General features: G+C 60.2%; 12 protein-coding genes. 6 read left to right on the forward strand and 6 right to left on the reverse strand.

The annotated features are described in order from the left end of the window. Nucleotides 1-40: 40 nt before the first annotated feature. On the forward strand, nt 41-850 hold the full coding sequence (locus DW645_RS07380; RefSeq protein ID WP_022094660.1) for a gamma-glutamyl-gamma-aminobutyrate hydrolase family protein: 810 nt from the start codon (nt 41-43) through the stop codon (nt 848-850). Nucleotides 851-955: 105 nt separating this feature from the next. Here DW645_RS07380 and DW645_RS07385 read toward each other — a convergent pair whose 3' ends face one another. The 3 genes from DW645_RS07385 to DW645_RS07395 form a co-directional block, all read right to left on the reverse strand. Next, nucleotides 956-1312, reverse strand: a complete 357-nt coding sequence (locus DW645_RS07385) for an Hpt domain-containing protein (protein ID WP_022094661.1) — start codon at nt 1310-1312, stop codon at nt 956-958. A gap of 24 nt (nt 1313-1336) precedes the next feature. Next, complete coding sequence (locus DW645_RS07390) at nt 1337-3217, reverse strand: diguanylate cyclase (RefSeq protein ID WP_118227101.1); 1881 nt, start codon at nt 3215-3217, stop codon at nt 1337-1339. 211 nt (nt 3218-3428) lie between these two features. Beyond that, nucleotides 3429-4226 carry an alpha/beta fold hydrolase gene (locus DW645_RS07395; RefSeq protein ID WP_117758378.1) on the reverse strand — a complete coding sequence of 266 codons (798 nt, stop codon included), beginning with the start codon at nt 4224-4226 and terminating at the stop codon, nt 3429-3431. 219 nt (nt 4227-4445) lie between these two features. Between DW645_RS07395 and DW645_RS07400 the strand changes: the two genes are divergently transcribed. The 3 genes from DW645_RS07400 (at nt 4446) to DW645_RS07410 (ending at nt 7347) form a co-directional block, all read left to right on the forward strand. Continuing rightward, nucleotides 4446-5228 (forward strand): radical SAM protein, encoded by a 783-nt coding sequence (locus DW645_RS07400; RefSeq protein ID WP_233540742.1) that lies wholly within the window; start codon nt 4446-4448, stop codon nt 5226-5228. 160 nt (nt 5229-5388) lie between these two features. Then, nucleotides 5389-6276: a type I methionyl aminopeptidase gene (gene map / locus DW645_RS07405; protein WP_118227103.1), complete on the forward strand. Its 888-nt coding sequence runs from the start codon at nt 5389-5391 to the stop codon at nt 6274-6276. Between the two features lie 135 nt (nt 6277-6411). Next, entirely contained in the window at nt 6412-7347 is a 936-nt protein-coding gene (locus DW645_RS07410) for a D-2-hydroxyacid dehydrogenase (RefSeq protein ID WP_118227105.1), read from the forward strand. A gap of 237 nt (nt 7348-7584) precedes the next feature. Here DW645_RS07410 and DW645_RS07415 read toward each other — a convergent pair whose 3' ends face one another. From DW645_RS07415 to DW645_RS07425, 3 genes are all read right to left on the reverse strand, one after another. Beyond that, entirely contained in the window at nt 7585-8076 is a 492-nt protein-coding gene (locus tag DW645_RS07415) for a PIN domain-containing protein (protein WP_118227107.1), read from the reverse strand. Further along, nucleotides 8069-8449, reverse strand: a complete 381-nt coding sequence (locus tag DW645_RS07420; protein ID WP_118227109.1) for a translation repressor RelB — start codon at nt 8447-8449, stop codon at nt 8069-8071. The genes DW645_RS07415 and DW645_RS07420 overlap by 8 nt, the downstream gene beginning before the upstream one ends. 214 nt (nt 8450-8663) lie before the next feature. Further along, nucleotides 8664-10049 (reverse strand): M18 family aminopeptidase, encoded by a 1386-nt coding sequence (locus DW645_RS07425; RefSeq protein ID WP_195535549.1) that lies wholly within the window; start codon nt 10047-10049, stop codon nt 8664-8666. Between the two features lie 161 nt (nt 10050-10210). Between DW645_RS07425 and DW645_RS07430 the strand changes: the two genes are divergently transcribed. Then, on the forward strand, nt 10211-11296 hold the full coding sequence (locus tag DW645_RS07430; RefSeq protein ID WP_118227111.1) for a carcinine hydrolase/isopenicillin-N N-acyltransferase family protein: 1086 nt from the start codon (nt 10211-10213) through the stop codon (nt 11294-11296). Between the two features lie 140 nt (nt 11297-11436). Further along, the gene (locus DW645_RS07435) at nt 11437-12516 is read left to right on the forward strand and encodes a 6-phosphofructokinase (RefSeq protein ID WP_118227113.1); all 1080 of its coding nucleotides are present in this window, start codon (nt 11437-11439) and stop codon (nt 12514-12516) included. The last annotated feature ends 162 nt before the right edge of the window (nt 12517-12678 follow it).

Genomic DNA, 12678 nt, shown 5'->3' on the forward strand with positions numbered 1-12678 from the left:
ACCCGCCAGCCATGCCCATCCAAACTCGAAAGTTACACCTATGATCGGAACCCACACCTCATCGTCCTACACTCCGCACGTCGACGTCGACCCCGCTGACCGCCCGCTTATCCTGGTAGCACCACGCTGGGAAGAAGCGAAGCCCTATTTGAGCGAGACGCTCTCCCCCAACGAGGAGATTGCGAGCGTATTTGTCGACGCCATTCTTGCCGCCGGCGGTCTGCCGCTGCAGATGTCCATTACCGAAGACGTCGACGTTATCCGTCATTACGTGGAAATCGCCGACGGCATCGCCATTCCCGGCGGCCCCGATGTCAATCCCAAACGTTGGGGCGATGATCGACCCTACGACCCCACCCTCTGCTGCGAGATCCGCGATAGTTTTGAGTTTAAGCTGGTCAGCGAGGTGCTCCGTGCCAAAAAGCCGCTCTTTACCACCTGCCGCGGCACGCAACTGCTCAACGTCGCCACCGGCGGCACCCTGTGCATGGACGTGCCGAGCCTGGGCGCGCGCGAGGGCCGCACGCAGTGGCGCCATACCCACGTGCTCAACGACCCTGTGCATCCTGTCGAGGTCGTGCCGGGCTCGCTGCTGGAGCGCGCGGTTGGCGGGCACAGGCTGATCCAGACCAACTCCGCACATCACTGCTGCGTCGATCGTCTGGGTAAGAGCACGCGCTTGGTCGCCAAGGCAACCGACGGCGTTCCCGAGTGCATCGAAGTCGAAGGCCAGCCGTTCTGTCTGGGTGTGCAATGGCATCCCGAGTACACCTGGCAGACGCTCGAGACCGACTTTAACCTGTGGAAGTCGTTTGTCGAGGCGGCGGCCAAGGTAAAGCAGACCCGCTAGTTCGCGAACCGCATAACAGATAAGGGCGCCCCGCCGGCCACATGGTCCGACGGGGCGCCCTTTTGCCTATACGCGACAGGCGCGCAGCCCAAGGCTCGCAAGCTCTTATTCGGCCGTCTCGCGCAGGGCCGACATCGTAGCCGCATATTGCTGCTGCAGCGCATGCATCCCCTCGCGAGCGCCGTCAACGGCATCGGCGCCGCGCAGCGCCTCGGTCACCACGACCGCCGGCTCGTACAGATTATCGAATCCCAGGTTCTGGCTCACGCCCTTGAGCGTGTGCGCTGCCATAAACGCACCTTCGGCGTCTCCCGCCGCCATGGCGGCCTCCAGCTTGTCCATGCTCTCGTCATCCAAAAACTTGAGGGCAAAGCGGGCGAGCATTTCCTCGCCCATCAGCCGAGCGCACGCGTCATCATAATTGGCGCCGATCTTCTCATACGCCTCACGCATGGAAATCATGGATTAAAAACTCCTTTGGTCAAACTAAATCGTGGGAAACGCGACAACGTCGGCGGGGCGTGCCAACGTCTCGGCAATTTGGTCTTGCACCTCAAGCAGACAATCGAGCAGCAGCGGGTTAAAGGTGCCGCACTTACCGTCCAGGATCATCTGAATTGCCTCCTTGTGCGGGATAGCGTCCTTGTACACGCGCACGCTCGTCAGAGCATCGTACACGTCGGCCACCGAAACCACCTGTGCGGCAATGGGAATTTCGTCGCCCTTAAGGCCATCGGGATAACCCTTGCCGTCCCAGCGCTCGTGATGCCAACGCGCAATCTGGTACGCATATTCCATAAGCGCATTGCCGGCGTGATGGCTACCCAGCTCAAGCAGCATGTCGGCGCCGATCGTGGTATGCGTCTTCATAATCTCGAACTCCTCGGACGTAAGGCGCCCGGGTTTGTTGAGAATCGCATCGTCAATCGACATCTTGCCGATATCGTGCAGCGCCGAAGCCAGGGCAATCGTGGAGCGCTCCTCATTGTCAAGGGAAATGGTGTCGCTACGCTGGACCAGACAGCCAAGCAGCAGCTCGGTCAGCTTTTCGATGTTCGTAACGTGCCTGCCGCTCTCGCCGTTGCGAAGCTCCATGACGCCAGCCATGATGTCGATGAGCATGCGACTGTTCTTGACACGCTCGTTGTACTGCTGGGACAGCAGGCTCGTCAGACGGCGCTGTTTGGCGTATAGGCGGATGGTGTTGCTTACACGGCGGCGCACGACACGGGAGTCAAACGGGCGGTTGATATAGTCCGAGGCGCCCAGCTCGTACGCGCGCAGAACCATATCATCGGAATCTTCGCTCGAAATCATGATGACAGGCAGATTGTCACTAACCGATCGGCGCGACAGACCGGCCAGCACCTCAAAGCCGCTTATGCCCGGCATGACAATATCCAGCAGCACGAGCGACAACTCATCACCATAGCGGTCGACCATGTCGAGCGCCGTACGACCGTTGTCGGCCTCGAGGATGCAATACTCGTCCTTGAGCATCTCGCTGAGAATGACTCGGTTCATCTCGGAGTCATCGACAATAAGTACCAAAGGCTTTTCGCTTTGGAAGGCCTCGATGGAATCGGCATCGGTCACGACCGTACCGGCTTTTGCCTTAGCGCGGCTCAGTAACTGGACAGCGCGGCCAACGCCCTCATCGACCGTCTCGCCATGAATGCGAACGCCACCAACACATGCCGTCAAGCTCACGTACTCATGGCCCGGAATAATCGTGGAATGAACGGCATCGGACACCTGATGCAGGCGACGGGTGAAGTCATCGGAGGGAATATTGGGCATGACAACCACAAACTTGTCGCAGCCATAGCGCACAAGCTCGTCAGTCGAACGAATTCCGCTGCGTATGGCTGTCGCCACAGCACCGAGCGCAAGGTCGCCGGCATGACGGCCACACGTATCGTTGAAGGCCCTAAAATCATCAACGTCGATCATCGCAACGCCGGCATTCATGCGGGCGCTACGGAGCTTTTCCTCGTAATATCGGCGATTGTGCACGCTCGTCAGCACGTCGGTGTAGACAAGGTCCTCTTTTGCAGCCTCTTGCCCATCGATCGGACGCACCATCAGCAAGACGTGAGGCTCGCCCTCGACCTTCAGAGGGCGTAGACGGGCGCGGTACTCAGTGCCATCATTGAGCAGTTGCTCCGACACCTCATCGGAGTCTGCCAAAGCCTCAAGACTCGACTGACGCAGACAAGGGCAGCGATCGCCGGCGAGCAAGCAGTTAGGCTCGCTCTTAATCTGATCGGCCGACAGCAAACGCACCACGGGGTAGTTCTTCGCGACACGGGCGACCTCAGCGGCAGCCTCCTCGTCGGTTAGATTGACCTCGTGATTATTGAGCATATGGGGCCCTTTCGATAGTTTCGCATGGTAGCGGTGGGTTCCAAATGCTACAAGGGTAACACCTTGTCGATGCAGGTAAGTACGTGAATGCTGTTACATTTTTATGAGTTGGCAGGCGGCGCGATTGAAGTCGCAGACGTGAGGTTTTGAGCACATTTGTTAACACGGCCGAAACGTTTGCGGGTGAAGCCTGCTTTGGCCATTGCGGGTGTTAGAGCCCCAGGATGCCACGGACAGCCCGGGCAGCCGCTGCCGGGCGATCGCGCAGACCGTTATGCGCGCCCGGGATCGTCACGAGAGGGCAATCGAGATATTCGGCAGCCGCTCGCGTGCCAGCCTCGCGGGGCGTGCCAATCGAGAGCTCGCCCAGGAGCACGGCGGCCACCGTTTTTGACGCGCGAACGCTATCCCAATCGGGAACGCAGGTCATAGTAATCCCGTATTCATTGGCCATGAAGCAACGACCATTGCGCAGGGCATGTTTGGCTTCCGCTTCGGTCGTTCCAGGAGCCTCGGGGTCCAAGTCGCCGAGGGCTCCCAAGAAAAGCCGGAGCGCCCTTGAAACCTTTCCAGCCGCAATCATATCGAGCAAAACCGGGGCTGCGCCCATGCCGACGCCTTCGGCCGACACAGCCGGCTCATGCAGAATCGCACGGGCGACGAGATGGGGTTCGGTACGAAGAAGCTCCAGCGCCACCAACGTACCGGCGCTGTGCGCAAGCACATTTGTCGGAGCGCCAACGTGTTCGATCACGGCTTGCAGATCGGCGGCCTGAGCGGCAAGATCATAGCTGCCGTCTGCCGCATCGCTGCTGCCACCACAGCCGCGGCGGTCGTAGGCAATTACGCGGTAGTTGCGACTGAGCTCACAAGCGATGCCGTCGAAAAATGTGCCGTCGACACAAGCGCCGTGCACGCACACCAAGGCAGGAGCATCAGGCGACACATCCGGGTCGGCATATTCGCGACAGGCAATCGTGGTGCCCGCATTCTCGACCGTAAAATCCATGTTGTGCCCCCATCATCAATGCTCATCCAGTTGCACGTCAGCACGGTTGGATGGACCCGCATTGCTTTACACCTTGTTAACAGATTAACTTTACCCGACCCGAGGCTTTTCATGGCACGGCATCATGAGCGACGTGAAAAAACGAAACTTGTAAAGCAAGAGCCCACACCTTGCTTTGGAGCCGATGCTATGCTTAGGCACAATTGTCTTGAGGAGCATATGCCTGTGTCTACGTTTTTGAATGCCAGCCCCATCTTTGGGCCCGTTCGCAGCCGTCGCCTTGGTCTCTCGCTCGGCGTCAACATGATGCCGGCCAGCGGCAAAATCTGCACGTTCGACTGCATTTACTGCGAAAACGGCCTCAACGCCGAGCGCCCCTGCCGCGAGCCGTATAACACGGCTGCCGTGGTGCTCGATGCACTCGAGGCAAAGCTGCGCGAGATGGCAGCCGAGGGCGAGCTCCCCGATGTGATCACCTTCGCAGGCAACGGCGAGCCCACCGCCGCACCGGAGTTTCCGCAGGCCATTGCCGGCGCCGTCGCGCTGCGCGACGAGCTTGCCCCAAACTCCAAGATCGCCGTGCTCTCCAACGGCACGCGCGCCGACCGCCCCGAGGTGCACGACGCGCTCATGATGGTCGACGACAACATTCTTAAGCTCGATACCGTCGACCCGGCGTTTATCCAGCTGCTCGACCAGCCCGTTGGCCCCTACGACGTCAAGCACCAGATTGAGACGTTCGCAAGCTTTAACGGTCACGTTATTATCCAGACGATGTTTTTGAGCGGTGAGTACCGGGGCAAGCCCATCGACAACACCGGCGAGGAGTACGTTGCCCCCTGGCTCGCGGCGCTTGAGCGCATTCGCCCGCAGGAGGCGACCATCTACACGGTGGCGCGCGAAACACCGATCGCCGGCCTTGCCAAAGCAGTGCCCGAGGTACTCGACGCCATTGCCGCGCGCGTGCGCGCCCTCGGTATTCCCTGCCAGGTGAGCTACTAGCAAAACCACGCAGCGGCTAGTGCCCGCCATCCCGCCCCATCAGTTGCGGTGATATAGTTCCTATTTGTGCTGTTAAACCGCTTAAATCGGAACTATATCACCGCAACTTTTATGGCCGCGTGCGTGGGCTATACTAGCTGCGAATGAAAGGAAGTTAGCCATGTATGACAAAGGACCCGTGCCCGGCCGCAACGACGCTTGCTGGTGCGGCAGCGGCAAGAAATACAAGAAATGCCATAGCGCCTTTGATGAGCGCCTCGAGCGCTTGTGGGAAGAAGGCTGGGAGGTTCTGCCTCGCACGCTCTACAAGACTCCCGCCGATATCGAGGGCATCAAGCGCTCGGCAGCCATCAACGTGGGCGTGCTCGATTATGTGGGCGAGCATATCGCCGCAGGCATGACCACCAACCAGATCGACCAGATGATCTACGACTACACCGTCGAGCACGGTGGCACGCCGGCCGACCTCAACTACGAGGGCTACCCCAAGAGCGTGTGCACCTCGATCAATGATGTGGTCTGCCACGGTATCCCCTGCGATACGGACGTGCTGCACGAGGGCGACATCATCAACGTGGACTGCTCCACGATCTTGGACGGCTACTTTAGCGATTCGAGCCGCATGTTCTGCATCGGCAAGGTCTCTGCCGAGCGCCAGCGTCTGGTCGACGTCACTCGCGCCAGCGTGGAAGCGGGTCTAGCCGCCGTCAAGCCATGGCTACCGCTGTCCGTGATGGCCGAGGCCGTGCAAAAGACGGTCGAGGACGCCGGTTTTAGCGTGGTGCGCGAGTACGGCGGACACGGCATTGGCAAGGAGTTCCACGAGGACCCGTTTGTAGGCTTTACCACCGAGGCGCCCGATGTGGACACCATCATGGCTCCGGGCATGGTCTTTACCATCGAGCCCATGGTCAATGCCGGAGCGCCCGACATCAAGATTAGCAAGGGTGACGGTTGGTGCGTGCGCACCAAGGACGGCAGCGATTCGGCCCAGTGCGAGGTACAGCTCGTAGTGACCGAGGACGGCTACGAGCTGCTGAGCTGGTAGCCGCACGGACGCCGGGCGCTCATGGACTTATAAACCGTCCATGAGCGCCCGGCGCTTTATTTAAGCGTTTTGCCTGATAAAACCTGCCAAAATAAACCTGTCCCTTTTTGGCAGGTCAAGCGGAGAGGACTGCTTGTGAACATCCTGGTTTTGTTGCCCGTCAACGACCGCCATCGCGCAATTCTTGAGTCGAGCGCTCCGGGCGAGAACTTTATCTATACGAGCGCCGACGCCATCACGCATGAACAAGTCGCCAACGCCGACGTGATCTTGGGCAACATAGACCCTGCCCTGCTTACCGCATGCGAGCACCTCCAGCTACTGCAGCTGCAGACCGCGGGCTATGACGACTACCTTGCTGCCGGCACCGTGCCGGCTGACGCCAAGCTGTCTTGCTCGGTGGGCGCCTACGGCCAGGCCGTGAGCGAGCACATGTTTGCCATGGTGCTGTCAATGATGAAGCGCCTGCCCGGCTACCAGGACCTGCAGCGCGAACATCGCTGGGAGGACTTGGGCCCGGTCACCTCGCTCAAAAATGCCAACGTGCTGGTGCTGGGCGCGGGCGATATCGGCGGCCACTTTGCCACGCTCTGCCGCAGCATGGGTGCGCACGTCCGCGGCATCAAGCGCCATCCGCTCGTCTATCCCATTGTGTTTGAGGACATGGACGGCATGGATGCCCTGTCCGAGCGCCTAGCCGAGGCCGACATCGTCGCATCCTTTATGCCCAGCACACCCGAGACCCGCGGCCTGGCGAACGCCGAGTTCTTCGCCGCGATGAAACCGGGCACCTTCTTTGCCAACGGCGGCCGCGGCGATCTTGTGGTCGCCGACGACTTGGTTGCCGCCCTGGAGTCGGGACATCTCGCCGGCGCCGCGGTCGACGTCACCGACCCCGAGCCGCTGCCTGAGACAAGCCCACTGTGGGATGCACCCAACATGCTCATCACGCCGCACGTCTCCGGTTGGTTCCACCTAGAGGCCACGCTCAATAACGTGGTCGACATCGCCGCGGAGAATCTGCGTCACCTGCAGGCCGGTGAAACCCTGCGCTGCTGGATCGAGCACTAAGTATTACGCCGTTCTAACGAACGGCGTAATGAGCCGACGCTGCAAGCCCGTCTGGACGGCAATCTGCCTTTCAACTTCGGCGGCATGACCAGAAGGTCAATGCCGCCTTGTTTCAAGGCACCTTGCTCGCCCAGACGGGCTCTCGCTGACTTTTGTTCGACCTGTAGGGACTGGCTGGCGCGGCCCTGCCTGGGGGCATTCGCTGACTTTTGTTCAACCTGCGGGGTCTTCAAATTGCTAGAGCGTTGCTAAGTAATTCTTTGCGTCTTCTACACTCATTGCTGCGACGGGCGCATGCGAACAGAGCTTGACATCGTTGGTGACCAGGAGATCTGCTTGAGCACGTATTGCTGCCGCAATGATTAAATCGCCTTCGTAATCGCTATGGAGTTCACGCTGCCTGCTCGCCATCCATATATCGCTCAGGTCACAGGGCACTGGCGTGGCAAGCTGCGACAGCACGCTAAGACAATCCCATGCAAGCGAAGTCGCCGCCGCAGCGGCATACGGGGAAAGCGAACCGTGCTCTCGCCGATACCATGCCTTATGTTCGCTTGAAATCAAATAGAACAGGTCTTTGGACGATGTCGCCGCATACAGCAAATCTACCTGCGCCGTGCACGCATCGCGTAAAAACTCAATCGCCACCGAACGACCACGTCGTGAGGGAATGAAGTAATCGAGCCATACGTTGGTGTCGACCAAGATGCGCTTTGGAGTCTCACTCATAGAGCCAGCTCATCTCCTCGCCATAGCGATCCGCATAGGCATTCCGTTTGAGCTCTTCGTCGTCCGATGGCTGAGCCTTGACCATATCGATTCCCGACTCACAGCAAGCGGCAGCGAACAGCTTCGACCCCTGATCCATGAGCTCGAGCTTACGTTTGGCGGCCTTTTCGCGCTCGCGCTGTTCCGCCCGGGCACAACTGGGCAGCAGGATATCCTCGAGCGCACCGGGGCGATCGGCCAGCGACGCTGCAAGCTGCCAGAGCGCTCGCACCGCTTGGCTCGGCGTCATACCGGCCTTGGAGAGAGCGGCGTCCCCACTCCTTTTAAGATCGGCATCGAGACGTACGTTGATCTGAGCGGCTGTTGTGGTCATAACCCCTCCTTAATACTTCAAAACTATCATAAAACTCTATGGTAGATACGTAAAGCATGTATAGCATTTATAAGCATTAGCCGTACTCTGTACACAAAAAGCCGCCGAGGCACACTGCACCTCGGCGGCTACGCATCACCAATCCAGTTCGGTTTCACCCTTTGCATTCGCCCAGATAAAACCTGCCAAAATAAACATCCCTTTTTGGCAGGTTTTAGAGCTCCACACTTTCGGCGCCGTTGATGGTTAGGTTGCGCTCGTAGAAGGCGGTGAGGGCGCGGATAGCGTACATCACGTCGCGCACGCCGCCGGTCTCGTAGCTCGAGTGCATGGCAAGCTGCGGCAGGCCCACGTCCACGGCATGCATGCTCGCCTGCATATTGGACAGATTGCCCAGGGTAGAACCGCCGGCCATATCGCTCTTGTTGGCAAAGGCCTGCGTGGGCACGTCGGCGTCATCGCAAATGGCCTGGAACACCGCGCGGCTAAAGGCGTCGGTGCAGTAGTGCTGGTTGGCGGCCTCCTTGATGACGATGCCGCCGTTGAGTACCACCTGATTGCGGGCATCGCACTTCTCGGCATGGTTGGGGTGCACGGCATGTGCATTGTCGCAGCTTACAAGCATCGAGGCGGCAAGTGCGCGGTGGTACGACTCGTCGTCAAAGCCCAACGATCCGTTGATGCGGCGCAGCGCGTCGGCCAAGAACGTCGACATGGCGCCCTGCTTGGTCTCGGAGCCAACCTCCTCATTATCAAAGCAGCAGAAGACCGAAACGTCGTGCGCGTTCTCGGCACCCAAAAATGCCTGCAGTGAGGTGTAGGCGCAGGCCAGGTCGTCGAGCTTGGGCGTCGAGATGAACTCGTCGGCCCAGCCCCAAATGCGCGCATCCTGACGATTGACCAGGAACAGATCGCGGCCCAGGATCTGCTCGGGCTCAACGTCCAGTTCGTCAGCGATCAGGGCGTCAAAATCTCCCTGCTTAAGGTCACCGGCGCTGATGAGCGGGCACAGATCAATGGCTCGGTTGGGAGCAAAGTCCTCGTTAACGCCGCGGTTCATGTGGATGGCAAGGCTCGGGATAATAGCGACCTCGCGCTCGGTGGCAAGCAGGCGGCTCTCAATACGGTCGCCCTCGCGCACCAGCACGCGTCCGGCCAGCGCGAGCGGACGATCAAACCAGGTGTAGTCGATCATGCCGCCGTAAGCCTCGGTGTTCAGGCGCAGCGTTTCGCCCGCGCCGTCAAGCTCGGGCACGGCCTTGACCTTAAACGTCGGCGAATCGCTGTGCGACGCCGTGAGCTGAAAATGATAGTCGCCGGCAACGCCGTCCTCGCCCCACGTAGCAGCCAGGTCCTCGCCCACCTTAAAGGCAACAACGCTCGAGGTATTGCGCTGCGTGTAATAACGCCCGCCCGGCTCGATATCCCACGCCGCGTTCTCGGGCAGGTAGGTAAAGCCTGCCTCGTCGAGCTCGGCCATAATGGTCGCCGCCGTATGGAACATGCTGGGGCACGCCTCGATAAAGTCGATAAGGTCGTTAGCGGCCTCGATATCATCGGCCGTCACATGCGCGCGCTCGGGCGTTTCCTGATCCGTCATGCTCTCCCCTTTCACTGGGTTGATGGTTCCCTCCAGCATACCCCGCCGCGCCAGTGCCGTGCCTTTCATTCCATGTTTAATCCCGCGCCGCTCGCCAAGTTGAGCCATCATGCCCGCACTCCTTTTGCGACAATTACGCTAACAGGACGAAAGGAGCCGTCATGAAGCCACGTAACATTGCCATCGCCTGCGGTGTCGCGGGAGTCGCCGTCGGCCTTGCCGCTGCCACCGGCATCGTTTATCACAAACAAATCAAGTCCGCCGCGTCACTCAAACGCTTGACCGGCTACGCGGATGGCTATGACCTGTACGCAATCGACATCGCCTACGACTACGATCTTGATCGCATCATCGCCGCTGGTGTGCGCGACGACCAGGCCTACATCGATGCCGTGGTGGCGCAGGTGCTGCCCGGTGTGCCGGCACATGTCCAGGCGCCCCAGTTTGCCTGCAGCGCTTTTGTCGCCGTAGATGCCGAAGGCCGCGTGCGCACCGGTCGCAATTACGACTTTAAGGACGACACCTCGGCGCTGCTGGTGCGTAATCACCCGCGCGGCGGCTATGCCTCCATCGGCGTTGCGGCCCTTAACAACCTGGGCGATAACACTCCGCTTGACTCCGTCGGCGGACGCGCTGCGGCGTTGATGGGCCCGTTTGCCCAGCTCGACGGTGTTAACGAATGTGGCGTGTCCATTGCCGTGCTCACCCTGGATTCCAAACCCTGTGACCAGGACACGCAACGCCCCGTCATCAATACCTCGCTCGCCATCCGTCTGGTGCTCGACCGTGCCGCCACCACGCAAGAGGCCGTCAACCTGCTTTCTGCCTACGACATGCACGCCATGGCCGGACGCGACTACCACTTCTTTATCAACGACGCCGCCGGTGACGCGCGGGTGGTGGAGTGGGATCCGCGCGATCCCAACCGTGCATGCAAGGCGACGCCCGTACGCCAGGTCACGAACTTCTACGCCTGCTATGGTGACGAGGTGCTCCCCAACCAAAAGAATGGCGAGCTGGGCCATGGCAAGGAACGCGCCGTCGCAATCGCCGGTGTCCTTGACGCCCGTGCCGGCGCCCAAGACGAGGCAGTCGCTTGGAAGGCCCTACGCGCTGCGGCGCAAGAGCCCAATCCGGAAGACATCACCAGCAACACGCAGTGGTCGGTCGTCTTTGACAACACCGAGCCCGCTGCCGCCGTCACGCTGCGCCGCCACTGGGGCGACGTCGACGCCTTCACGCCGTAAGGAGCCAGGCCCGTCGACCTTACGCTCGCCTGACGTTGCTTACATTTCTATACGCTTGAGCTAACACGTTTTACCCCTGTATCAACAGTGTGCGGGGGTAAACTTATGCGCATGTTATAACTTGCCCGGAAGGATTCATCATGCTCAGGATCGGTCTTCTTACCAGTGGCGGCGACTGCCAAGCGCTCAACGCCACCATGCGCGGCATCGTCAAAACGCTTATAACCAATAGCGAAGAGCCTATCGAGATCTATGGTTTTGAGGACGGCTACCAGGGCCTTATCTACAGCAGGTTCCGTGTCATGACGCCCGCCGATTTTAGCGGCATCCTCACCCGCGGCGGCACCATCCTGGGCACGAGTCGCACACCGTTCAAGCGTCTGGATACCCCCGAGACCGATGGTGTCGAGAAGGTGCCGGCGATGGTCCACACCTATCATAAGCTGCAGCTCGACTGCCTGTTTATGCTGGGCGGTAACGGCTCCACCAAGACCGCCAACCGCCTGCGCGAAGAGGGCCTCAACGTTATCGCCCTGCCCAAGACCATCGATAACGACACCTGGGGCACCGAGCTGACGTTTGGCTTTACGAGCGCCATCGACGTCGCCACCAAGTGCATCGACGACATCCACACCACTGCCTCGAGTCACGGCCGCGTGTTTGTCATCGAGATCATGGGCCACAAGGTCGGTTGGATTCCGCTGTATGCCGGCGTCGCGGGCGGCGCGGACGTCATCCTGATTCCCGAGATCCCCTACGACATGGATAACGTCATCAAGACCATCGAGCATCGCATGGAGACCGGCAGCCGCTTTACCATCGTAGCCGTCGCCGAGGGCGCCATCTCCAAGGAGGACGCGGCACTGTCCAAGAAGGAGTACAAGAAGAAGCTCGCCGAGCGTACGAGCCCGTCGATTGTCTACGACATCGCCAAGGAGATCGAGGCCAAGACCGGTCGCGAGACCCGCGTCGCCATCCCCGGTCACACGCAGCGCGGCGGCCAGCCCGACGCTCAGGACCGCATCTTTGCGACCCAGTGCGGCGTCGAGGCCGCGCTTGGCTGCCTGCGCGGCGAGTTTGGCTACATGATTGCCCTGCGCGACGGCAAGATGTGCCACATGCCGCTCGAGGAGGTCGCCGGCAAGCTCAAGTATGTCGACCCCCAGAGCGACCTGGTGCGCGAGGCCAAGGCGTTGGGCATCAGCTTCGGCGACGAATAGCCTCGGCTGGAACCGCCCCCATCGGAGCCCCAGGGCTTACCTCCCAAATCGTCCTCGGACATGTCAGGACCCCGCCGTGCGCTTCGCGCGGCGGGGTCCTTCCGTCCTGACGCTCCTATTTGGCAAGGTGTTTTTTAGAATCCATTTTGCGCTCGGCCTCGA

Origin of the sequence: Collinsella sp. AM23-17, assembly GCF_003470945.1 — a bacterium.
Lineage (GTDB): Bacteria > Actinomycetota > Coriobacteriia > Coriobacteriales > Coriobacteriaceae > Collinsella > Collinsella aerofaciens_O.

What these genes read in the sequence shown, in the direction of transcription:
- DW645_RS07380 (WP_022094660.1), top strand. Translation starts at nt 41, where the DNA reads ATGATCGGAACCCACACCTCATCGTCCTACACTCCGCACGTCGACGTC.
- DW645_RS07385 (WP_022094661.1), bottom strand. Translation starts at nt 1,312, where the DNA reads ATGATTTCCATGCGTGAGGCGTATGAGAAGATCGGCGCCAATTATGAT.
- DW645_RS07390 (WP_118227101.1), bottom strand. Translation starts at nt 3,217, where the DNA reads ATGCTCAATAATCACGAGGTCAATCTAACCGACGAGGAGGCTGCCGCT.
- DW645_RS07395 (WP_117758378.1), bottom strand. Translation starts at nt 4,226, where the DNA reads ATGGATTTTACGGTCGAGAATGCGGGCACCACGATTGCCTGTCGCGAA.
- DW645_RS07400 (WP_233540742.1), top strand. Translation starts at nt 4,446, where the DNA reads ATGCCTGTGTCTACGTTTTTGAATGCCAGCCCCATCTTTGGGCCCGTT.
- map (WP_118227103.1), top strand. Translation starts at nt 5,389, where the DNA reads ATGTATGACAAAGGACCCGTGCCCGGCCGCAACGACGCTTGCTGGTGC.
- DW645_RS07415 (WP_118227107.1), bottom strand. Translation starts at nt 8,076, where the DNA reads ATGAGTGAGACTCCAAAGCGCATCTTGGTCGACACCAACGTATGGCTC.
- DW645_RS07420 (WP_118227109.1), bottom strand. Translation starts at nt 8,449, where the DNA reads ATGACCACAACAGCCGCTCAGATCAACGTACGTCTCGATGCCGATCTT.
- DW645_RS07425 (WP_195535549.1), bottom strand. Translation starts at nt 10,049, where the DNA reads ATGACGGATCAGGAAACGCCCGAGCGCGCGCATGTGACGGCCGATGAT.
- DW645_RS07430 (WP_118227111.1), top strand. Translation starts at nt 10,211, where the DNA reads ATGAAGCCACGTAACATTGCCATCGCCTGCGGTGTCGCGGGAGTCGCC.
- DW645_RS07435 (WP_118227113.1), top strand. Translation starts at nt 11,437, where the DNA reads ATGCTCAGGATCGGTCTTCTTACCAGTGGCGGCGACTGCCAAGCGCTC.